This is a genomic window from Neobacillus niacini (genome assembly GCF_030817695.1).
Taxonomy (GTDB): domain Bacteria; phylum Bacillota; class Bacilli; order Bacillales; family Cytobacillaceae; genus Neobacillus; species Neobacillus niacini_F.
The window spans coordinates 1,951,713-1,973,768 of sequence record NZ_JAUSZQ010000002.1; the positions used below are offsets into that span (position 1 = coordinate 1,951,713).

A 22,056-nucleotide genomic window follows, 5' to 3' on the forward strand; every position below is an offset into this window, starting at 1 on the left:
ATATACCCTATATAGGTATTAAGGAGTGAGTTTGAATGAAAAAATGGACTATTTCTGCACTAGTCTACCTGTTTGTTATTGTAGGAGGATATTATGTCTATGCTTCTTTTGCGGAACCAAAGTCTCATAATGATACAAAGGCACCACACGAACAAGATGCAGCGTCTTCCCATGGTCAGGAGCATGAAGAAAACGATGAAAACCACGATGGTAAAAGTGAGGTCATTCCTAGTCTCCAAGTTAATAATGGAGAATTGATTATTACTTTGAATGATATAGATGGAAACCCCGTATCAGATTTAGAAGTAAATCATGAAAAGCTGCTTCATTTGATTGTTGTCAGCACCGATTTGAAAGAGTATCAGCATTTACATCCTCAACCAAACGAACCTGGAGTCTTCAAAGTACCTCATTCATTACCAGCAGGCGAGTATAAAGCATTTGTTGATATTAAACCAACTGGCAAGACATATGAGGTAACGCCGATTTCATTCACGGTGGGAGAACATCATGAACATGAGGAAAATTCTTTAACCGTTGACACTGAATTAACAAAGGAAGCAGGCGGCCATACAGTTAAACTGCTTCCAAGTTCATTAAAAGTAAATGAGGAAATCCAACTAACATTTGATTTAGCTGGAGATACCCCAGAGCAGTATCTTGGGGCATTAGGACATGTCGTAATACTTGATCAAAAAGGGGAAAATTACATTCACGTTCACCCATTAGAAGAAAATGAGCCTGTGTTTGTTACAAAATTTTCAGAACCAGGAATTTATAAGATATGGGCAGAGTTTAAGTTTAGCGGCCAAGTATTCGTATATCCATACGTTGTAGAAATTAAATAGACATAGAAAAGCACCGGCAATTTGGGTGCTTTTTGCCTGCTAGAAACTGTTCCAAAATTGTCGAAAACTCTTCATACGTTCTTCATAATATCTGACTACTATTGTTATAGTATTAACTTAGTAAACCTTCCTTTTTATCATCAATGAGAAATAAGGTGATTCTATGTACAATCTCTTGAGTCAATTTAGTTCATTCGTCAGCAAACCGTTCTTTATCATCGCCAACAACTTGGAGTCATGGCCAATTATTTTTGCCCTTCTCCTCGGGATAGTGGGTGCTTTGGCACCGTGTCAACTTACTGGAAATATCAGTGCCTTAACACTGTATGGTAACCGCTCCTTTCAACAAAAAATTGTATGGAAAGACGTTTTCTTCTTCACATTAGGAAAAATCGCAGTATTCTCATTATTAGGTGGGTTGGTTTGGATATTAGGAAGAGAAATCCAAGATAGTCTAATTTCTTATTTTCCTTGGATCCGCAAAATTATGGGACCACTGCTGATTATTGTTGGTTTGTATATGGTAGGATTGATAAAACTACAAGGAACAATCAAATTATTTAAAGGTTCTAAAGACTACGAACAAGAAACTCCATTTGGTTCATTTATGCTTGGTTTCAGTTTCTCGCTTGCTTTTTGTCCTACGATGTTTATTCTGTTTTTTGTTACGTTAATGCCAATTGCGTTGTCCAGTTCCTACGGTTTCATCCTGCCATCGATATTTGCTTTTGGTACAGCACTACCTTTAATTCTATTTATATTAATTATTTGGTACTTAGGCGCCGGCGGCCTGTTAATTAAAAAGGGCAAAAAGCTTGGTGCTTCAATCCAACGGGTCTCTGGAGTATTAATCATATTGTTAGGCATATTTGATACACTAACCTATTGGTCCTTGTAACCGGAATCTTGGATAAAATGGGGTTTTATGAACAAAATGTGAAAGTTAAAAAAATAAAATTCAAAAGACTTTACATAGGGTAGGGGGGTATGGTTAAATATAATTAAGAACCTTACCTTTATAATAGGTAAATAAAATTGTTCATTACGAAAGGGTGTATATAAAATGGAAAAAGTTACTTTAAACGTACAAGGAATGTCTTGTGATCATTGTGTAAAAGCAGTTGAAGGCAGTGTTGGTGAACTAAACGGAGTAAGCTCTGTAAAAGTAAATTTAAAAGCGAATACGGTTGATGTAGAATATAACAACCAAGAGGTATCACTAGATAAAATCAAAGAAACTATTGATGATCAAGGTTACGACGTAGAGTAAGAATAGGAAAAGATACGTGCTAATGAATAGCACGTTCTTTTTAAAATAACATATACCCACATAGGGTATAAAGGGGTGACTTTTATGTCTCAAGCTTTAAAAGAAACCAATTTACAAATCTCTGGAATGACCTGTGCTGCTTGCGCCTTAAGGATTGAAAAGGGATTAAATAAATTAGAAGGTGTAGAGAACGCAACCGTTAATCTTGCATTAGAAAAATCTGCTATTAAATACGATCCACAAAAACTAAAGGTCGAAGATATTGAAAAAAAGATAAGAGACCTTGGTTATGACGTTGTTACCGAAAAAGCGGAGTTTGATATTACTGGAATGACCTGTGCTGCGTGCTCAACAAGAATTGAAAAAGGCTTAAATAAATTAGATGGTGTTATTAAGGCAAATGTGAATTTAGCACTTGAAAAAGCTACAGTGGAATATAATGGTTCTGTTTTAACACCAAGTGACATCATTAGCAAAGTTGAAAAGCTCGGTTATGGTGCTCATATGAAAGAAGACGTGAAGGAAACAAGTGACCACCGCCAACAAGAAATTAAAAAGCAAACAGGCAAGTTTATTTTTTCAGCTATCCTTTCTCTACCATTGTTATGGGCAATGGTTGGACACTTTTCATTTACATCCTTTATTTGGGTTCCGGAAGCATTTATGAATCCATGGGTGCAGCTGGCATTAGCGACACCTGTTCAGTTTATTATTGGTTCGCAGTTTTACATCGGAGCCTATAAGGCACTCAGAAATAAGAGTGCAAATATGGATGTATTGGTTGCTTTAGGTACATCTGCTGCCTATTTTTACAGTTTGTATTTATCGACTATGTCCCTTATGGAAGAAGCACATGGAGTGGAGCTTTATTATGAAACAAGTTCCATATTAATTACCTTAATTATTTTAGGGAAGCTTTTTGAGGCGAAAGCGAAAGGTCGTTCATCAGAGGCTATTAAAAAATTAATGGGGCTTCAAGCTAAAACAGCTACAGTTGAAAGAAATGGGCAAGAACTTGTAATCCCACTTGAAGAAGTTGCTGTTGGAGATATCCTTTTTATCAAGCCAGGTGAAAAAATACCTGTAGATGGAAAAATTATCGAGGGAAATTCAGCCATTGACGAGTCCATGCTTACTGGAGAAAGTGTTCCTGTTGATAAGTCAGTCGGTGACCATGTCATTGGAGCTACACTTAACAAAAATGGTTTCTTAAAGGTTGAGGCAAAAAAGGTTGGCAGAGATACAGCACTAGCACAAATTATTAAAGTGGTTGAAGAAGCGCAAGGCTCAAAGGCACCGATCCAACGACTTGCCGATCAAATATCTGGTGTGTTTGTACCAATCGTGGTGGGAATCGCCATTCTTACTTTTGTTATCTGGTTTGTGTGGGTGACGCCTGGTAACTTTGGAGAGGCACTAGAAAAAATGATTGCTGTCCTAGTTATTGCCTGTCCATGTGCGTTAGGATTAGCAACACCAACGTCTATTATGGCCGGATCGGGAAGAGCTGCAGAATTTGGGATTCTCTTTAAAGGTGGAGAGCATTTAGAAATGACCCACCGAATTACAACTGTTGTACTAGATAAAACGGGGACCGTAACAAATGGTGCACCTGTTTTAACGGATGTAATCACGGACACAATGTTTAGCGAGGAAGAAATTTTATCATTGATAGGTTCTGCTGAAAAGCAATCTGAGCATCCATTAGCACAAGCAATTGTCCAAGGGATAAAAGATAAGGGGATTACTTTTAAAGATGTTACTGAATTTGAAGCGATTCCTGGCTTTGGCATTAAAGCAATGGTTGATGGTAAAGAATTATTAGTTGGAACAAGAAAATTAATGAATAAATATAATGTCGATGCTGCTGCTGCTTTCAAAAAAATGGATGACTTAGAAAGAGCTGGAAAGACAGCCATGCTTGCAGCTATCAACGGTCAATATGCAGGTACCGTTGCAGTCGCCGATACAATTAAGGATACCTCAAAGGGTGCGATTAACCGCCTTAAAACCATGGGGCTTGATGTGATTATGATAACTGGTGATAACCAGCAGACCGCTTTAGCGATTGCCAAACAAGCTGGTATAGATCATGTCATAGCGGAAGTCCTTCCAGAGGGAAAAGCAGCCGAAATTAAGAAATTACAGGAACAAGGAAAGAAAGTTGCAATGGTCGGTGATGGGATAAACGATGCCCCGGCGCTGGCGGTTGCAGACATTGGGATGGCGATTGGAACTGGAACAGATGTGGCGATGGAAGCCGCCGACATCACCCTTATTCGCGGGGATTTAAATAGTATTGCAGACGCCATTTTCATGAGTAAGAAGACCATTACGAATATAAAACAAAATCTTTTCTGGGCACTCGCGTATAATTCGCTGGGAATACCATTCGCTGCACTTGGGTTCTTAGCACCTTGGCTTGCCGGGGCTGCGATGGCATTCAGTTCAGTATCCGTTGTCCTAAATGCGTTACGATTACAAAAAGTAAAACTCTAGATGTAAAACCTCATAAATACAAGAAGGCTGACACATAATTGTCAGCCTTTTTTACATTTTTTACTATCTGTAACTATTATACTTATTTTATAAGGTGTCAATTTTAATAAGCCGGGTGAAATAAGATGAATCATATCTTACTGATTGAAGACGAGCAAAGTGTATCAACTGTTATTAAAGGATATTTGGAAAAGGAAGGATATAATGTTTCTAGCTTTCCAACCGGATTAAAAGGGCTGGAGCTTTTTTTACTAATCGTTCTGTCGCTACCTTACTTAAATCGTCACCGTAGATACAAGGTTGAGCAGGTTCTGCTGGGGGGGCAGTAACAGCAGAATCAATCCCGTCTCCATCACTGCTAGAAGCCGTGATAGCTTTTAGGTCATCTACAACTTTAATTACTCCGCGTTTCATTCCCATCTAGCAGCTAAAATTAAGATCTTCATTGCCTGGTGTGAATTCAATGAGATTATTTCCACTTTGCAGCTTCTGTTGAATTTCCAAATCCGGCACTACAATTGTATTATTACAGCCAGTAATTTCTTCACCATTAATAACCCATTTAAGCGGCATTCCCTTTTGGACATAAAGAGTTTTTGGATTATAGCCATAAACATTGGCAGTCATATTTAAAACCTGAACCCCGTCTTTAATAGTTGCTTTAATCTCATCGGATGAGGATGATGAGGCGTTTGTATCACCGAAGGCTCCCACACTAGACATAATAGCCATTGAACTGATATTCATGCCAGCTAAGGCAAGCCCTCTGTTACTCATAATAAGACCGAGCATAATTATTAACACACCGCTAAACTTAAGGATTTTTTTTGTGTATCCTTTGGTCAATAACCCTGATAATGTTCCAAATGTCAGCATGAGCGGGACTGTTCCATGCTCTACAAGCCACATTTGGCAATTTAATTTGGAGTTTTCTAAAAGCCTTAAAACCAGCCATATTAAAGGCCATTATAATCATGAAAACACCAGAAAATAACTGCAAACCCGCTTTAGCACTTAGGGACAGAGCGAAAACTGAACCAATAGCGCCAATTATCCCGCCTAGTACCGTATATGCGACCACTCTTCCAGCGTTATATAAAAGTGCTGGTTTTATTGCCTCAAATTTGTTCTTGCTTTCTTTTCCGATACTTTGCGAAAGCATGATTCCACCGCACATCCCCACACAATGGATCGAAGTAATCACTCCAACTACAAATAATACAGCGTAAGAAGCAGTATTTAGTTGTGATTCCATATCGTAATTCCAGTGTTGATACCTAGTAACACAACGGCTGCTACAGCAATCATAATGCCAATAAACTTAAATTCTTTAGGGTTTTCAGTGCTATAACCTGCACTTTGTATAGCATTTTTAATTTTTTTAAATCGTATTATCATAGTCAATTTCCGCAAATTGACCGCTAAAATTAGCCTTTACACCGAGAACCCCAGCTAATTTTTTTACTGTTTTCTCAACCCGCTTCTCACAAGATGTACAGGTCATTTCATACACCTTTATGCTTTCTCTTTTTATACTCATAAAGTTCCCTACCTTTACGTGTTAATAAAACCTACTAAAATAATAGCTAGAGTATAGAGAACTTTTGTGTTGATGATATGAAGAAAGAGAGTACTAAAGTGAACAATTTGTAGACAAAATATAAACAAATTATGAACCTTGTTAATAATTAAAAATTGCTCATACTAATAAAAAACAGATTGAAATGAGGAAAACAATTTGGAACCTTTTATGCCTCAATTAGTTTACTTTGAACCAAGAGCATTGGAATATCCTCTTGGAAGAGAACTAAAAGAGAAATTTGAAAAATTGAATCTTGAAATTCGTGAAACTACCTCCCATAACCAAATCCGTGATTTGCCCGGGGAAAATGAAAATCAAAAATATAGAAATGCAAAATCAACACTTGTTGTAGGAATTAGAAAAACATTGAAGTTTGATACATCCAAACCTTCAGCCGAATATGCCATTCCATTGGCAACTGGCTGTATGGGGCATTGCCATTACTGCTATTTACAAACAACACTTGGAAGCAAGCCGTATATTCGAACCTATGTAAACCTGGAGGATATTTTTGAACAAGCCCAAAAATACATGGATGAGCGGAAGCCAGAGATCACTCGATTTGAAGCTGCTTGTACCTCGGACATAGTGGGATTAGATCATTTAACACATTCACTGAAGAAAACAATCGAATTTATCGGACAATCGGAATTTGGCCTGCTGAGGTTTGTAACAAAGTTCCATCATGTTGACCATCTGCTTGACGCCAATCACAATGAAAGGACAAGATTCCGTTTTAGTGTTAATTCTCGTTATGTGATTAAGAACTTTGAGCCTGGTACCTCTTCCTTTGAAGAGCGTTTGGCAGCCGCAAGAAAGGTCGCAAAGGCAAAATATCCTTTAGGATTTATCGTTGCTCCTATTTATTTACATGAAGATTGGCAGGAAGGCTATCGTGAACTATTTGCACGTTTAAGTGATGAATTGGCAGGCTTAGAAATACCGGATTTGACGTTTGAACTTATCCAACACCGGTTTACAAAGCCAGCCAAAAACGTGATAGCAAAAAGGTATCCTAAAACCAAGCTTGAAATGGATGAGGAAAAGCGAAAATATAAATGGGGACGCTATGGCATTGGCAAATATGTCTATCCAACTGAAGAAGCGAACGAGTTAGAAACGACCATTCGGAACTATATTGGCGAATATTTTCCAAACGCTACTATTGAATACTTCACATAAAAAATATTTTTTACTTGTACACCGTACTATTTTGGTTTCCTGCTGCTTAAAGATGTAACAATGAGTACACCTTTAGGAGTGGCTGCCCATGAAAATAGACGGTGTTTTTTCTGGAGGAGGAATTAAAGGATTTGCCCTAATTGGGGCAATTCAAGAAATTGAAAGAAGAGGTTTTCAATTCGAGCGGGTTGCCGGAACGAGTGCTGGTTCCATTGTTGCTGCATTCATTGCAGCTGGCTATCGCAGCAGTGAGATGGAACAACTTCTTGATGACCTGGATTTAACAAAGTTCCTCGATGCCCGAAAAATGATTATTCCTTTTCCATTGGCTAAATGGCTTTTCGTATATTGGAAGTTGGGTTTATATAAAGGGAATGAGTTGGAAAAGTGGATTGAAGAAAAATTAGCAGCAAAAGGTGTTAGAACATTTTCCGATTTGCCGCCTCAAAATTTAAGAATAATTGCATCCGACCTCTCTAATGGCAGGTTGATGGTCCTTCCGGACGATTTGGTTCAATACGGTATTCCTCCTGAGTCGTTTTCAATCGCAAAAGCTGTTAGAATGAGCTGCAGTATTCCCTATTTTTTTGAGCCTGTTAAATTAAAATCGATGGATGGAGTAAATGTGATTGTTGATGGAGGGGTATTAAGCAATTTCCCAATGTGGCTTTTTGACCGGGAAAATATTCAAAAGGTAAGGCCTGTGATCGGAATTAAATTACGCGCAGATGAATACGAGCACGAGAAACATAAAATTACAAATGCAATTCAAATGTTTGGTGCTTTGTTTGAAACGATGAAGGATGCTCATGATTCACGTTATGTATCTAGAAAACATGCCAAAAACATCATTTTTGTTCCTTCTGAGGGAGCATTATCAATCGAGTTCCACCTGACAGATGAAAAGAAACAGGCATTGTTTGAATTAGGCAGAGAGGCTGCTAAAAAGTTCTTTAAGTCATGGTGTTATTAATGCAAGCAAAAAAAAATCGAGCGTTATAATGACGCTCGATTTTTCTTTTTGCCTTTTTTGCCGTCGATGACTGTTAAGTGAACAGGTGATTTCTTTTTTGTCTTGCTTTTCTTTAAAGAAGTAAATGAACCAAAGGATGAATTTTTTGTAGACTGTTCTCCACCTTTAGTCTGCAATCGTTTTTTGGACTTTTTAGCTGCTTTAATAAAGGCCTGCTGCTCTTTATTCCTAGGATTTGATCTACGAATTAGTTTAAAAACAAAATAAATGGCTAAACCGACCAATGCGAACACTACGATATTCTTAAGAAAACCGATAGGATCACCTGCAAAAGCTCCAATAATGCCAATTATCCCTAAAACAATAACACTGCCAACCAAAGGAACGGAAATCCGATTTTTCAAGAAAGCCACCTCCCTAAAAGCATCATAAGCATTTTCTTAATTTTTTAAACACATAAATAATAATGTTTTTGATATTTCTTCCATTTTAAGCGGATAATTTATCACTCTCCGTTAGTTCTTAAGACTTAATACCGGAGATATAGAGAAATTTTTTATCTTACTTTGAAAAATTAATTTGTACTTAATTTTATTCTACTTCAACCATTAAAAAACCTCTAGGAAGACATAATTTTTCCAATTAAAAAGTTTTTCTATGCAAATGATTGGCAACAAGAGGGCATAATATGGTGGAATTCTGCTGAATTATTTTTTAAAAGTAAAAAACAGATATTGAGGGGGTAGATTATTATGGCTAATGGATCGAAAAAATCAAATTATCCAAAACCAATGTCTTTTGCTGTCGTAGTTTTCTGGACTGGATTATTTGGAGGTCTATTTTGGGGGACAATCGGTTTTTTAGCATACTATTTTAATTTCACTGAAATTCGTCCAAACGTAATATTAGGGCCTTGGGCGCTGGGAAACTGGAAAAATGAATGGCTTGGGACAGTCATTTCTATCATTTTACTTGGGGTCCTTTCGGTCGGTGCAGCATTTCTTTATTCCCTGGTACTAAAAAAATACAATGGAATTTGGTTAGGCTTAGGATTTGGAATTGTGCTCTTTTTGCTAGTGTACCTGGTCTTAAATCCGATTTTTCCAGGAATAAAACCATTTTTAGACCTGAGTCGTAATACCGTTATTACCACTATATGCTTATATTTGGTATATGGATTATTTATTGGCTATTCGATTAACTATGAGTATGAAATTAATCATAAGGAAGAAAATGAGACAGCCTCTTAACGCTTTATTAGTCTTTATAGACTGAGATGTGATAAAATTATTTTTGATCTTATTACAATAGGAATTTAATTTGTTACTGGATTACATACGGGAGAGTGGGAGACGATGGAAAAGATAGATAAATTAAGATCAAGTTTTTCTTTATATGGAATTGATGGGTTTTTAATTACAAGTCAATTTAACCGTCGTTATATGACAAACTTTACAGGTACAGCTGGGGCAGTTCTCATCAGTGCTTCTAAAGCACAATTTATTACTGATTTCCGATATGTCGAACAAGCTTCAAACCAATGTCAAGGGTATGAAGTTGTCAAAATGACTGGAAGTTTTTTCGAAGAAGTAGCGAAGCAAGCAAAAAACCTTGGAATTAAAAAGCTTGGTTTTGAAGAAGATCATGTAACATTTTCCACTTATAAAGCTTATGAAAAAGAACTCGATGCAGAACTTGTTCCTGTTTCAGGTGTTATAGAAAAATTACGCTTGATTAAGACAGAAGCAGAGATTAAGATATTAAAGGTAGCAGCAGATATTGCCGATGCTGCTTTTAAGCATATATTGGATTTTATTCGACCAGGAAAAACGGAGCTTGAAGTATCCAATGAATTAGAGTTCTTTATGAGAAAGGCAGGCGCAACTTCTTCTTCCTTTGATATCATTGTTGCTTCTGGGCACCGCTCTGCTCTCCCGCATGGAGTTGCAAGCGATAAGGTGATTGAAAAAGGAGATTTTGTAACTTTAGATTTTGGTGCTTATTATGACGGCTATGTATCAGATATCACTAGAACAGTGGCAGTAGGTGAACCTGAAGCGAAGCTTAAGGAAATATACGACATCGTTCTAGAAGCCCAATTGAGGGGAATGGCTGGTATTAAGCCTGGAATGACAGGAAAAGAAGCAGATGCACTAACAAGAGATTACATAACGGAAAAAGGTTATGGAGATTATTTTGGGCATTCTACCGGGCATGGTATTGGACTTGAGGTCCATGAAGGTCCGGCTCTTTCTTTCCGTTCCGATCTTGTTCTTGAACCAGGCATGATTGTAACAGTTGAACCAGGTATCTATCTGCCAGGACTTGGCGGGGTTCGGATTGAAGATGATACTCTCATTACGCAGGACCATAACGAAGCTTTTACTCATTCTACAAAAGAACTTATTATTTTGTAATAGACATAGGAGGATAAAACATGATTTCTGTTAATGATTTTAAAACAGGTCTAACAATTGAAGTGGACGGCGGGCTTTGGCGCGTTCTTGATTTCCAACACGTAAAACCAGGGAAAGGCGCGGCATTTGTTCGTTCAAAGCTTCGTAACCTACGTAATGGAGCAATCCAAGAGAAAACATTCCGTGCGGGTGAAAAAGTTGAAAAAGCCCAAATTGATAACCGTAAAATGCAATACCTATATGCCAGCGGTGATCAGCATGTGTTCATGGATATGGAATCTTACGAACAAGTAGAGCTTCCAGCTAGCAATATTGAATATGAACTAAAGTTTTTAAAAGAAAACATGGAAGTTCATATCATGATGTTCGGTCATGAAACACTCGGTGTGGAACTGCCAAACACTGTTGTACTAGAAGTTACTGATACGGAACCAGGAATTAAAGGTGACACTTCTTCAGGCGGCACCAAGTCAGCTACTCTTGAAACTGGCCTTACTGTTCAAGTGCCATTCTTCGTTAACCAAGGAGATAAATTAATTATTAATACTACAGAAGCTTCCTATGTTTCTCGTGCGTAATGTCTTCAAAAAACTAAGGCCAATGGGTCTTAGTTTTTTTATGCTTGATTTTAGGCAGGTAACTTTATTACTTTCTTTATTGTGAAAACTTCACTAAATAGTAATATTTACTTTCAATTCATTTGATTAGTTTTTGCTAAAATAAAAATAGAATTACATCATTTAAGCAAAAGGGGTGACACAGAACATGAAAAAAATACTATCTCTATTGTTTCTAATTACCGCTATTGGTCTATTATTAGCAGCCTGCAGCAGTTCGAAAGAAATAAATGTAACTCTAGATAAAAAACATTTACCACTACCAGATTATGTTTTGAATTCTTCTGATTTAATTCAGGAAACATATGCAATGGTATCAAACTATCCAGAGGTCGTAGCAGGTGTACCTTGCTATTGCGGATGTTATGCACAAGATGGACATGAGAGTAATTTGGATTGTTATATTGATTCATTTGGAGAAGATAAGGCCGTTACCGGCTGGGATTCAATGAGTATATCGTGAGACGTCTGTATAGATATCGCCCGGGAGGCGGTAGAAATGCATCTTGACGGGAAAAGCCCTAAGAAAATATATGACCTGATTACTACCAAATATCAAGATTTTGGGGAGCCAACTCCGACACCAGAACCTAAGTAAGGGATAGCCAATGAAAAAAATATTATACGGCCTTTACATCATCATCATTATTGGGATTATTATCTGTATTTTTAATAGTGGTATTTTTAGCAGCGAGAATGCAAAAGCAGTTGCTGCAGGTGAAAAAGTTTATCAAAAGCAGTGCCTGATTTGTCATGGAGACAATGGTAAAGGTGAAGGTAAAAATGCTGGTGTTGCCATAAACAACCAACAATACTTAAATTCTGTAAGCGACAAAGACATTTATAACAGTGTTAAATTCGGCAGAGAAGGTACTGGTATGCCTAGCTATGGACCAAGACTTACAGAGAAAGAATTAAATAATGTTGTTGCTTATATTAGGAATTGGCAGTCTAAAGAAATTGAGTTTGAAGTCCCTAAAACCATTGCCGGTAATCCTATTAACGGTGAGAAACTATATAATTTGTACTGCATCAACTGTCATGGAGAGGCGGGTGCGGGTAAATTAAAAATGGGGACAGCTCTTTCAAATCCGCAATACCTGAAATACACCACTGACAAGCAGATATGGATTGGAACAGCTTATGGTCGTGATGATACTAGAATGGCAGCTTCACTAAAAGGACTTGACGGAGTAAGACAGCTCAAAGAAAAAGAAATTTCAGATATTGTGTCGTATATACGTTCATTAGAAGGAAAATAAAAAAAACCCTGAATCTTCGGATTCAGGGTTTTTTTAGATAGATCGGCAAATGTGAACAATTTGTGGTCAAATTTTGACGAAAACGTAACGGTTTCTCCCCTTTTACAAAATGTTCAAATGTGAATCAACTATACATAGATGATTAATATTATATTTATTTCAAAGAGGGCTATAGTGAAAAATAGCTTTTTATAGGAGATCAAGGAGGATTAACATGTTTAAAAAAAAGTTGTTGGCTTTATTTGTAATTACATCATTTTTATCTAGTTTTATCATTCCAAACGCATATGCCGAAACCACCTTTCAGCCCGAAAAGTTTCCTTATACTGATATGCAAATTCAAGTAATGCCAGAGTTTGATTACCCTGAAGGCTGGGCAAAAGATACCCCGTCATTACTAGTGGGGCAGTATGGAACTTTTACAAACAAGAGTGGACAGGATTTTGATGGAAAGGTTGAAATAGCTGTTCCTGCTAGTGAAAAAGGCTTTCAAGCATACTTAGTTGCTGAATTTCCTGAAGACAATAAGCCAGAAGTGCAGCGGCCATTTGATGTTGATATCGAAAAGGGAATGATTTCATGGAAACCTTCAAAAGCAATTAAGAATAATGAAACTTATAGATTCGTAGTGGAGTACTATACCAGTGCAGTAGAGGTAAAGGACAAAAGAAGCTTTACATACGAATATAGCAACCATACAGAAATTGGAACACTGGATGTAATCTTTTATGCCCCCATGGAGGCAAAAGAGATTACCTTAGAGCCTAAGGCACCAAATAATACAAAAAGTGAATATGGTGAAGAGCTATTCTACTATCAATACAAAGATGTAAAAGCTGGTGAAAGCTATAAATATACTTTCTCCTACCAAAAAGATGGTTTTAAATCAACGTTAGACGCTATCAATGAGAAACAACCGCCTAATGATGAAAACCACGCTAGTGTTAATGGTACTGCAACAGATCAAATTTCCGGGGGATCCGGCGGCGACCGTCCTCTAATTGGAATGGGCGGTGCAATCGTAATTGGAATCGCCATTATCATTGCTGGTGTGTTTGTTTACTTAGGTTTAAAGGGAAAATCACAGTCTGCACCTAAAGCTTCAAGTTCCAAAGCAACAAATCATCATCCAAAAAAGCAGCCTGTAAAAAAAGAGATTAAATCTATCAGTGTTGACGATAAAAAAGAATTACGTAAGAAACTTCTAAATGGAAAAATTGATCAAGAAACATATGATGAGGAAATGAAAAATTTAATTTAATGGGGTGAATGGGATGAAAAAGAACACAATTGTTATGATTGGCGGATTTATTATCGCCGGGGCTATTGTTTTCTTACTTATGGCAGCAACACCAGGATCAAGCGGTATTGAATTAACCATGAAGGAGCTTTTGGTGAACCAAGAAAAGCATAAAGATGATTTTGTAACTGTTGAAGGTCTATTAATCGAAGAATCTATTAAATGGAACCCAGATAAAATTGAATTGAAGTTTGATTTAAAAGATAACGACGGTAACTTAATGCATGTTATTCATAATGGAACAAGACCAGATAACTTCTCTGAAGGTGTTATTGTTATCCTCCAAGGCGCACCTACTAAGAAAGATACGTTTGTTGCTGAAACCGTTAAAACAAGATGTCCTTCTAAATACGAGGGTGAAGATATAGAAAATTATGATCCTGAAGCACATAAAAAGTTATTAGATCAGCCACCAACGCAGGAACGATGAGGCAAAACAATAAGAAGGTGACGATATGTACTTATTTGCTAACGCAACAATTTACTTAGGCTTAGCACTTGCAATCTATTCACTCCTCATAATCACATTGGGGATCAGTACGAAGAATCAAAAATTAATTAATAGTGGAAAAGGCGGGGTCATTGGTATTCTAGTTTGTGCCTCAATGGCGATGTTTTCTTTATTCTACTTACTAGCCACATCACAATTTCAATATGAATACGTTACTGATTACACGAGCAGTGAGCTTCCAGTTATTTATAAGCTTACAGCATTATGGGCTGGTAATTCAGGCTCCTTGTTATTATGGACTTTCTTCTTAGTTCTTTACACCGTAATGGTTTCCTTCTCAAGAAAAATGAGAGGAAACCCAATGGTACCATATATTTCCGCAATCCTATTAGGAAATATCGTATTCTTCTTTTTAATCCTAGGGTTTGTTGCTAAACCTTTCGTTTTATTGGATCAAGTTCCAATTGAGGGCCATGGCTTAAATCCAATGCTGCAAAATCCTGGTATGATTATCCATCCAGTAACACTTTACCTTGGATATGTAGGACTGGCTATCCCATTCGCCTATGCAATGGCAGCACTTTTATTGAAAAACGTTGATGATTTCTGGATTAAGATGACAAGACGCTGGACGATAATAGCTTGGTTGTTTTTGAGTTTAGGTAATATCTTCGGCGGTCAGTGGGCATACGTTGAGTTAGGATGGGGCGGCTATTGGGCATGGGATCCGGTTGAAAATGCTTCCTTTATGCCATGGTTAACGGCAACTGCGTTCTTACATTCAGTGATGATTCAAGAACGAAAAAACATGTTAAAGATCTGGAACATAGGCTTAATTATTACTTCTTATGCGCTAACATTATTTGGTACATTCCTTGTTCGAAGCGGTGTTTTAACTTCCGTTCATGCATTTGCTAATTCAAATCTAGGACTATACTTCTTAATCTTTATGGGTGTTATGGTAATTGGTGCCTTATATGTGCTAATGAGCCGTTACAATTTACTAAAACGCAGTGCAGGAGAATTCAATTCATATATTTCAAAAGAGAGCAGTTTCTTAATTAATAACTTATTGTTGGTGGGATCGGCATTTGGTGTATTTTGGGGAACAGTATTCCCACTAGTATCGGAAGCTGTACGTGGTACGAAGGTTACAGTAGGTATGCCATTCTTTAATACTGTTCAAGCGCCAATTTTATTATCAATGATGTTTTTAATGGCCGTTTGTCCGCTGCTGGCATGGCAAAGGTCTTCGCTAAAGAACTTAAAGAAAAACTTTTTAATTCCAGCAATCCTTGCTGTAGCAGCGATGGCGCTAATGGTTGTACTAGGAATCCAAAAAGCCTGGGCAGTAATTGGATTTGGCCTTATTGTTCTACTATTTATCACTCACTTCCTAGAGTTTTACCGTGGTGTCAAAGCACGTAGAAAAATGACAAATGAAAAGATTTATCTCTCACTCTATCGCTTAATGACTAAAAACCGTCGAAGATATGGTGGTTATATTGTTCATATCGGTATAGCGTTTATCGCAATGGGAATTATCGGCTCACAAAACTATGACGTACAAACGATGAAAACAGTGAACTTAGGTGATTCCATTGAATTGAGGGATTATCGAATCAATTACGAACGCCTAGACCAGAAAAAAGAAGGTATCAATGATATCGTTTATGCAGAAATGACTGTTTTCAAGAATGGTAAGCGTATTGGAAGTATTCAACCTGAGAAAGTATTTTATGGAAACTGGGATCAGCCATCATCAGAAGTCGGACTAATTTCATCCTTAAAAGAGGATTTATACGTTGTTTTAAGTGATTGGGAAGACAATGGAAAGGCAACTTTTATTGTAAAAATTAACCCAATGATTACTTGGCTTTGGATTGGATCTTTCATGATTGTGATTGGCTCACTATTTGCCGTTTGGAATGGAAAATATCAAAATATTACTCCAAGGTACACAGGAGTACGCAAAGAGGTGTCTTAATGTGAAAAGTAAAATCTATTTTGGACTCCTTCTGATTGCATTTATTTTTCAAGCTTCAATCTTCCAGGTCAAAGCGCAAGAGTTTGATTATAAATCTAAGGAATTTGAAGCAGCTGCGTCCCAATTTAGGTGTACATGCGGCTGTGGTCAGGACCATTTTGAATGTGACCCAAAAACTTGTAATCTCACAATTGGCTTTAAAGAAGACATTGTTGAAATGATGAACAAGGGCTGGGATAAGGATAAAATTCGTGAATACTACGTTAATATTTACGGTGAAGAAATTTTAACTGCACCAGAGAAAAGTGGGTTCAGTTTAGTTGCTTGGGTACTGCCATTTGCAGTTTTAGCAATTGCAGGGGTAGCGATATTCTTCATCGTTCGTAAATGGGTGAAGAAAAAAGGAACAGAAGAATTAACCCCAGACAACGAAAGTGATAGGGATGAAGTGGAAGAGGAAATCCTCTCATCTATGATTGAAGAAGAACGCAAAAAGTACCTTTAGGATGTGAACATAATGCAAGAAATCTCGATCATTCCCCTGATTTTTACAGCTGCACTTGTGCTCATTTGTTTATTTCTCGTTCTAGCCCCTTTCTTTTCTTGGGATTCATATTTAAGTTTTGCAAACAAGGGTCAAGATTCAGCAACGAATAAAGAAATGCTATTATCCACTCTCAACGAGCTAGAGTTTGAATACAAAATGGATAAAATTTCTCACGCAGATTACAAAAACCTAAAGAAACAATATGAAGCCCAAGTCGTCAGCATTATCAAGGATGAAGAAGAGCAAATGACTTCTCAGACAATCGATAAGGATTTAATGGCTGAAATCGAAAGTGAAATCGAAGCTTCAATAAAGAGTTATCAAAATAAAAAGGGGGAAGGTAAGTGATTAAGAAAATCACCGTTTTCCTCCTTGGGCTGTTGCTGCTTATTCCTATCAATGGAATGGCGGCTACAGAATCAGCGATATCAGTCGATATGCATTATCTCGTCGTTAGCCCTGCGGAAGATGGTTCAACCAATATGATGAATATGGTGAACTATACCAATACAACTGCAGAGGTATTTAAAGGCGACGGCACGGGTGGTGCAGTTCTGAATGTCACTATCCCGACAGGAGCAATAGGATTTACCTTTTTAGATAATAAAATTGCTCAAAAACAGGTTGATTCAGGTTTCATCACAACAGATCCTATCCCAGCCAATCAGACAGTTGTTTTGCCATACAGCTACAGAATCGCAAAGGGCGAGGAAATTAACCTGAGCTTGGACTATCCTATTCAAATGATGCAAATTCTTGTACCTGAGGGAATGGGCAGCATTCAATTTAAAAATGTTACGGCAACGAATCAAGGTCTTTTCAAAATGGATGATCAAAATTATCAGGGCTACAGCGTTGAAGGCATCCAAGCAAAGCAAGCTTTTACCATGATTTATGACAAAGATAAACAGCCATCCGCAACCGCGGCCCAAGGTTCTTCAGAACAGGGAGCAAGTGAAACAAGTGGAAATGTAACCAAAACCGCACCTGCTTTCCATAATCCTGGTCATCTTCGCATGTGGTCACAATCTCCGCTGCGCAGCTGGGATCCACATGTTTTCTTAATTGTCATGGCTGCCATTATTATCGCAGCATTATGTTATTTTACCTATTTTAGAATGAAGGCTAGGGCGGAAGAAAAGAGGCTTGGAGCGGATAAGGCAGAATCAGCATTTAAAAACCTTATGGCGAAGCAAAAGGCGATTATGGATAAAATCCTTGAATTAGAAGAAAACTTCGGTGATGGAAATATGACTGAAGAGGATTATCAAGCTAAATTGGCTGCTTATAAACAGCATTTAGTTCAAGTAAAAATGAATTTACGCCAATTTGTAGAGTAGCAGTCGGAATGCGAGGGATACTTGATGATTGAAATAAAAAAGCTTACAAAGCAAGCCGACAATAAATTAATCCTGCGTGGTATTGACCTATCAATTACTCAAGGCGAAACAGTTGCTATACTTGGTCCAAATGGTGCTGGGAAAAGTACACTGCTTAAAGTACTGGCAACATTAATCAAGCCTACATCTGGCCATGTGAAGATTAACGGATTGGATTTAAAAAAAGATCATATTGAAGTAAAGAAAATGTTCGGTTACTTGCCGCATTCCAGCTTGTTATACGGTCACTACACGCCAGTAGAAAACTTAGTTTTCTTTGGTAACTTATATGGTGTCAAGGATGCAGAGAATAGAGCAAGAAATCTTGTTAATGAAGTAGGTTTGTCATTCTTTATCAATGAACCTGTAAAGAATTTTTCACGTGGGATGATTCAAAGGATTGCGATTGCTAGAGCCATCATTCACGAGCCGAAAATCATGCTGCTAGATGAACCACATACCGGTCTGGATCAAGGTGCCATTACCATTTTAAATAATGTAGTCCTTTCGATGAAAGAGAAAGGGTGTACCACATTAATGGTAACACATGATTTCAAGCAAGCTGCGGCAATTTGTGATCGAATTATTATAGTGAAGAATGGCAAGATTGCTGATGATTTTAAAATAAATAATAAATCACTAAGTTTAGTTTCTGAAAAATATCATGTTTTGGTAGAGGGGGTTTCATGATGTTAAGAGCAGCCCTCACTATAGCAAAAAAAGATATCTATTCAGAATTAAGAACAAAGCAAGTTTTGGGTACCATGATCATTTTTGCTGGTTTAGTCATCTTAGTACTAAGCTTTGCTTTTGACCCAGCAAACAATACAACTAAAGCAGTTATACCCGGTGCTGTCTGGATCATCATAGTCTTTTCAGGAATATTGGGACTAAATCGCTCATTAGTATCAGAGCAGCGAAACGATACCATGCATGGTTTACTAGTTGCACCTATGGACGCTTCAAGCATTTATTTAGGCAAATTCATGGCCAACTTCTCCATGATATTAATAGTAGAAATTGTATCCATCCCTTTTCTCTTTCTCTTATTTGATTTTAAAATCACCGGCAGCATTCTCTATTTCATATTCGTTTTATTTGTCGGAAGTTTTGGATTCATAGCGATTGGGACTTTTTTAGCTGCACTTGCTTCCAATTCAAAGAGTAGTGAAATGTTATTACCGCTATTGCTTTTCCCAATGACAAGCCCTGTCTTGATTGGTGTTACACAAGCAACAAAAATTATACTTACAAATATGGAGAAATTACCGACTGCTATATCCTGGATGCAATTGGTCGCAGCCTATGACGTGATTTTCTTTGTTCTTTGTTTTTTACTAATTGAGTACGTTCTGGAGGTTTAAGAGATGAGTATGAATCTTGAAAGCGAAAAGACGCCGCTTCCTATAGTAGATATGGCGCCCGTGAAAAGTTCTTTGCTTACCAAATTATTATATGGTGGAATGGTAGTTTCAATGTTAGCGGCATTCTATTTTATTTTCATGTATGCTGAGATTGAAAGAACAATGGGTGCTGTACAAAAAATATTTTATATGCATGTTCCATCAGCATGGGTAGCATTTTTAGCATTCTTCGTCACATTTGTCTTTAGTATCATGTTTTTAATAAAACGTAAAAGAATTTTTGACACATATGCCTTTGTATCAGCAGAAATAGGGGTAGTTTTTACTACTATCGTACTAACAACAGGTCCAATCTGGGCGAAATCTTCTTGGAATACATGGTGGGCATGGGAACCACGCTTAACCACAACCTTGATTCTTTTCTTTCTCTTTATGGCTTATCTGATGGTTCGCCAGATGGATGGGGTTTGGGATAAAAAAGCACGACTTGCTGCTGTATTCGGGATTATCGGGTTTGCAGATGTTCCAATTGTATTCTTTGCGATTCGCTGGTGGCAATCAAAATTCCATCCAATCGTTTTTGGAGATGGTCCTTCTCAACAGGGTGGAGGAATTGCACCTAGTATGCTTGTTGCCTTATTGGTTTCGATTACGGCATTTACCTTCCTTTATGCCTATCTGCTTCATAAAGGAGTATCATTAGAAAATATGAAAATAAAAGTTGGTCATTACAAAGAAAAATTACGTGAAAGATTGGAAAACTAGGAGGAATTTATCATGGGATTCATGTACGCAGCTTATTCAGTAGTTTGGGTAATTATTTTTGGTTATATGCTTCTGATCGGAAAACGTCATAACAGTCTTAAAAAAGATATCGAGTTTTTAAAACAATTAGATAGGTAGAAAAAGTGAAAAGGGCCTGTTTATACAGAACAGTGCTTTTCTGTAAAACTACTTATTGCTGTCAGGAGGAAGAAGAATGGGCAGACGAGTCATTAACTTACTCGTGTTGTTTCTTTTAATTGGAATGTTTAGCTTTTTTGGATATAGTTTGGCTAGCAAAGGTGACAATACCGATGTCGGGGATCAAGCCTATAATTTTGAACTGCCAAATTTAGATGGAACAAATACGAAGCTTTATGATTACAAAGGGGAAATCATCATCCTGAATTATTTCGCGTCATGGTGTAAACCATGTGTGGATGAAGCTCCAGAGCTTGAGGCATTTGCAAAAGATTACGGCGATCAATACAGATTAATCATGATTAACAAGGGTGAAACAAAGGACCGAGTTAAAAAGTTTTTGGAAAAGTATAACACACCTGCTGTTTATGTATTTGACTACAATTCCAAGATTGCCAAAAAGTATAATGTAACAGGACAGCCGGAAACCTTTGTCATAGATAGAAAAGGAGTCATAAGAGAGCATTACAATGGTCCCGTCACAGCTGCACAATTATATTCAATGGTAAAGAAGTATGACCAATAATGAAAAAAAGGATTGAATCACTTTTCCAGTGATTCAGTCCTTTTTTTATCCACCAATTGGATGAAAGTTAAAATCTGCTGCAATACTTGCTTTGATAATCAGCTGTCCTGGTTGAATTTGAGTTGAGTTTACTGCTTTGGCAAATGCAACTTGTTGAAGCTCTATGGGGTGAATCATTTCGCCGCCTTCTATCACAAGGATGGGCGTGGGATTGAGGGTCACTCTTAAGGTATTTGCTATGGTTTTTGCTTTGTTGCTGGCATTGTTTAAAGCGTAGGTGAGCGCTCGTTGGTAATAAGTTTCTTTGTATCTTGTTGTGAATTGAACATTTGCCACATAGTTGGCTCCATTCTGGACAGCAGTATCTACTACTTTTCCAATAATGTCTAAATTCTCCACTTTCACCTGCAAAATATGTGTGATTTTATAACCACGAAAAATTTGTTTTCCTTGATCATAGTCGTAGTCCGGTTCAATACGATAATCAAAGGTCTGTATCTGATTTCTTGCAATCCCTAACCTAGTGAGAGTATCAATCACTTTGTTCGCATCCAAGGAGTTCTGCTGCTGTGCCCCAATTAATTCTTTCCCTTCAGTAACTACACCGAGATTAACAGAGGCCGTATCTGGCTGAACAGCAATTTCTCCTTCACCCCTTACTTTAATTAAGTTGTTCCGTTGGGACAGGGGATTACCCTGACCAGGGTTCTGAATATACATGGAATGCACCCCTTATTAAAATTCCTTACTAAATAAAATACGTTTATCGGAGTGGAGTATTCCTAGTTCTAGTAACTCTCTCAGAAAAATAGAATATAAGAGTATTTTAAAAGAATTGAAAATTTCAAAGTCATAATGCTTATCAAAAGGCATACATTTTAAATAATGA

Annotated in this window: 29 protein-coding genes; 22 read left to right on the top strand and 7 right to left on the bottom strand. The window is 37.4% G+C overall.

Annotated features, from left to right (window positions below; all coding sequences use genetic code 11):
- Positions 1-35: 35 nt before the first annotated feature.
- From QFZ28_RS09995 to QFZ28_RS10010, 4 genes are all read left to right on the top strand, one after another.
- Positions 36-848 carry a hypothetical protein gene (locus QFZ28_RS09995; RefSeq protein ID WP_307194489.1) on the top strand — a complete coding sequence of 271 codons (813 nt, stop codon included), beginning with the start codon at positions 36-38 and terminating at the stop codon, positions 846-848.
- Between the two features lie 163 nt (positions 849-1,011).
- Positions 1,012-1,746 (top strand): urease accessory protein UreH domain-containing protein, encoded by a 735-nt coding sequence (locus QFZ28_RS10000; protein ID WP_307194490.1) that lies wholly within the window; start codon positions 1,012-1,014, stop codon positions 1,744-1,746.
- 165 nt (positions 1,747-1,911) lie between these two features.
- On the top strand, positions 1,912-2,118 hold the full coding sequence (copZ, locus tag QFZ28_RS10005) for a copper chaperone CopZ (RefSeq protein ID WP_307194491.1): 207 nt from the start codon (positions 1,912-1,914) through the stop codon (positions 2,116-2,118).
- A gap of 84 nt (positions 2,119-2,202) precedes the next feature.
- The gene (locus tag QFZ28_RS10010) at positions 2,203-4,617 is read left to right on the top strand and encodes a heavy metal translocating P-type ATPase (RefSeq protein WP_307194492.1); all 2,415 of its coding nucleotides are present in this window, start codon (positions 2,203-2,205) and stop codon (positions 4,615-4,617) included.
- Between the two features lie 210 nt (positions 4,618-4,827).
- Here QFZ28_RS10010 and QFZ28_RS10015 read toward each other — a convergent pair whose 3' ends face one another.
- The 5 genes from QFZ28_RS10015 to QFZ28_RS10035 are packed head-to-tail and all read right to left on the bottom strand — an operon-like array spanning position 4,828 to position 6,157.
- Positions 4,828-5,031 carry a hypothetical protein gene (locus QFZ28_RS10015; RefSeq protein WP_307194493.1) on the bottom strand — a complete coding sequence of 68 codons (204 nt, stop codon included), beginning with the start codon at positions 5,029-5,031 and terminating at the stop codon, positions 4,828-4,830.
- A 6-nt stretch (positions 5,032-5,037) separates the two neighbouring features.
- The gene (locus tag QFZ28_RS10020; RefSeq protein ID WP_307194494.1) at positions 5,038-5,421 is read right to left on the bottom strand and encodes a hypothetical protein; all 384 of its coding nucleotides are present in this window, start codon (positions 5,419-5,421) and stop codon (positions 5,038-5,040) included.
- 10 nt (positions 5,422-5,431) lie between these two features.
- Positions 5,432-5,872 (bottom strand): sulfite exporter TauE/SafE family protein, encoded by a 441-nt coding sequence (locus QFZ28_RS10025; RefSeq protein ID WP_307194495.1) that lies wholly within the window; start codon positions 5,870-5,872, stop codon positions 5,432-5,434.
- On the bottom strand, positions 5,857-6,015 hold the full coding sequence (locus tag QFZ28_RS10030) for a hypothetical protein (RefSeq protein WP_307194496.1): 159 nt from the start codon (positions 6,013-6,015) through the stop codon (positions 5,857-5,859). The genes QFZ28_RS10025 and QFZ28_RS10030 overlap by 16 nt, the downstream gene beginning before the upstream one ends.
- Positions 5,999-6,157: a heavy-metal-associated domain-containing protein gene (locus QFZ28_RS10035; RefSeq protein WP_307194497.1), complete on the bottom strand. Its 159-nt coding sequence runs from the start codon at positions 6,155-6,157 to the stop codon at positions 5,999-6,001. Before QFZ28_RS10035 ends, QFZ28_RS10030 begins: the two co-directional genes overlap by 17 nt.
- Before the next feature lie 198 nt (positions 6,158-6,355).
- On the opposite strand from QFZ28_RS10035, the gene splB reads away from it, so the two are divergent.
- Together splB and QFZ28_RS10045 are read left to right on the top strand one after the other, a co-directional pair.
- Positions 6,356-7,381, top strand: a complete 1,026-nt coding sequence (gene splB / locus QFZ28_RS10040) for a spore photoproduct lyase (protein ID WP_307194498.1) — start codon at positions 6,356-6,358, stop codon at positions 7,379-7,381.
- Positions 7,382-7,469: 88 nt separating this feature from the next.
- Positions 7,470-8,354 carry a patatin-like phospholipase family protein gene (locus tag QFZ28_RS10045; RefSeq protein ID WP_307194499.1) on the top strand — a complete coding sequence of 295 codons (885 nt, stop codon included), beginning with the start codon at positions 7,470-7,472 and terminating at the stop codon, positions 8,352-8,354.
- 23 nt (positions 8,355-8,377) lie between these two features.
- On the opposite strand, the gene QFZ28_RS10050 is transcribed toward QFZ28_RS10045, so the two are convergent.
- Positions 8,378-8,767, bottom strand: a complete 390-nt coding sequence (locus tag QFZ28_RS10050; RefSeq protein WP_307194500.1) for an SA1362 family protein — start codon at positions 8,765-8,767, stop codon at positions 8,378-8,380.
- Between the two features lie 339 nt (positions 8,768-9,106).
- On the opposite strand from QFZ28_RS10050, the gene QFZ28_RS10055 reads away from it, so the two are divergent.
- The 16 genes from QFZ28_RS10055 to QFZ28_RS10130 all read left to right on the top strand — a co-directional run bounded on the left by QFZ28_RS10055 (position 9,107) and on the right by QFZ28_RS10130 (position 21,167).
- Positions 9,107-9,604 carry a YqhR family membrane protein gene (locus QFZ28_RS10055; protein WP_307194501.1) on the top strand — a complete coding sequence of 166 codons (498 nt, stop codon included), beginning with the start codon at positions 9,107-9,109 and terminating at the stop codon, positions 9,602-9,604.
- A 105-nt stretch (positions 9,605-9,709) separates the two neighbouring features.
- On the top strand, positions 9,710-10,771 hold the full coding sequence (locus tag QFZ28_RS10060; protein WP_307194502.1) for a M24 family metallopeptidase: 1,062 nt from the start codon (positions 9,710-9,712) through the stop codon (positions 10,769-10,771).
- A gap of 20 nt (positions 10,772-10,791) precedes the next feature.
- The gene (gene efp / locus QFZ28_RS10065; protein WP_306073436.1) at positions 10,792-11,349 is read left to right on the top strand and encodes an elongation factor P; all 558 of its coding nucleotides are present in this window, start codon (positions 10,792-10,794) and stop codon (positions 11,347-11,349) included.
- 187 nt (positions 11,350-11,536) lie between these two features.
- Positions 11,537-11,986: a PCYCGC motif-containing (lipo)protein gene (locus QFZ28_RS29735; RefSeq protein ID WP_373428056.1), complete on the top strand. Its 450-nt coding sequence runs from the start codon at positions 11,537-11,539 to the stop codon at positions 11,984-11,986.
- Between the two features lie 10 nt (positions 11,987-11,996).
- Positions 11,997-12,650 (top strand): c-type cytochrome, encoded by a 654-nt coding sequence (locus QFZ28_RS10075; protein WP_307194503.1) that lies wholly within the window; start codon positions 11,997-11,999, stop codon positions 12,648-12,650.
- Positions 12,651-12,864: 214 nt separating this feature from the next.
- Complete coding sequence (locus tag QFZ28_RS10080) at positions 12,865-13,911, top strand: hypothetical protein (protein ID WP_307194504.1); 1,047 nt, start codon at positions 12,865-12,867, stop codon at positions 13,909-13,911.
- Positions 13,912-13,924: 13 nt separating this feature from the next.
- Positions 13,925-14,380: a cytochrome c maturation protein CcmE gene (locus tag QFZ28_RS10085; RefSeq protein ID WP_307194505.1), complete on the top strand. Its 456-nt coding sequence runs from the start codon at positions 13,925-13,927 to the stop codon at positions 14,378-14,380.
- Positions 14,381-14,405: 25 nt separating this feature from the next.
- Complete coding sequence (locus QFZ28_RS10090; RefSeq protein ID WP_307194506.1) at positions 14,406-16,388, top strand: heme lyase CcmF/NrfE family subunit; 1,983 nt, start codon at positions 14,406-14,408, stop codon at positions 16,386-16,388.
- A 1-nt stretch (position 16,389) separates the two neighbouring features.
- Complete coding sequence (locus QFZ28_RS10095; protein WP_307194507.1) at positions 16,390-16,893, top strand: cytochrome c-type biogenesis protein; 504 nt, start codon at positions 16,390-16,392, stop codon at positions 16,891-16,893.
- 12 nt (positions 16,894-16,905) lie between these two features.
- Positions 16,906-17,283, top strand: coding sequence for a hypothetical protein (locus QFZ28_RS10100; protein ID WP_307194508.1), 378 nt, complete (start codon positions 16,906-16,908; stop codon positions 17,281-17,283).
- Positions 17,280-18,275, top strand: coding sequence for a hypothetical protein (locus tag QFZ28_RS10105; protein ID WP_307194509.1), 996 nt, complete (start codon positions 17,280-17,282; stop codon positions 18,273-18,275). Before QFZ28_RS10100 ends, QFZ28_RS10105 begins: the two co-directional genes overlap by 4 nt.
- A 24-nt stretch (positions 18,276-18,299) precedes the next feature.
- Positions 18,300-19,004 carry a heme ABC exporter ATP-binding protein CcmA gene (ccmA, locus tag QFZ28_RS10110; protein WP_307194510.1) on the top strand — a complete coding sequence of 235 codons (705 nt, stop codon included), beginning with the start codon at positions 18,300-18,302 and terminating at the stop codon, positions 19,002-19,004.
- Positions 19,004-19,678: a heme exporter protein CcmB gene (locus QFZ28_RS10115; RefSeq protein WP_307194511.1), complete on the top strand. Its 675-nt coding sequence runs from the start codon at positions 19,004-19,006 to the stop codon at positions 19,676-19,678. The genes ccmA and QFZ28_RS10115 overlap by 1 nt, the downstream gene beginning before the upstream one ends.
- Before the next feature lie 3 nt (positions 19,679-19,681).
- Entirely contained in the window at positions 19,682-20,443 is a 762-nt protein-coding gene (locus QFZ28_RS10120; RefSeq protein ID WP_307194512.1) for a cytochrome c biogenesis protein, read from the top strand.
- Between the two features lie 12 nt (positions 20,444-20,455).
- Positions 20,456-20,581: a CcmD family protein gene (locus QFZ28_RS10125; RefSeq protein ID WP_082799345.1), complete on the top strand. Its 126-nt coding sequence runs from the start codon at positions 20,456-20,458 to the stop codon at positions 20,579-20,581.
- Positions 20,582-20,657: 76 nt separating this feature from the next.
- A complete protein-coding gene (locus QFZ28_RS10130; RefSeq protein WP_307194513.1) occupies positions 20,658-21,167 on the top strand; it encodes a TlpA family protein disulfide reductase in 510 nt (169 codons plus the stop codon).
- Between the two features lie 45 nt (positions 21,168-21,212).
- Here the strand turns inward: QFZ28_RS10130 and QFZ28_RS10135 are convergent, their stop codons facing one another.
- The gene (locus QFZ28_RS10135) at positions 21,213-21,887 is read right to left on the bottom strand and encodes an SIMPL domain-containing protein (protein WP_307194514.1); all 675 of its coding nucleotides are present in this window, start codon (positions 21,885-21,887) and stop codon (positions 21,213-21,215) included.
- Between the last annotated feature and the right edge of the window lie 169 nt (positions 21,888-22,056).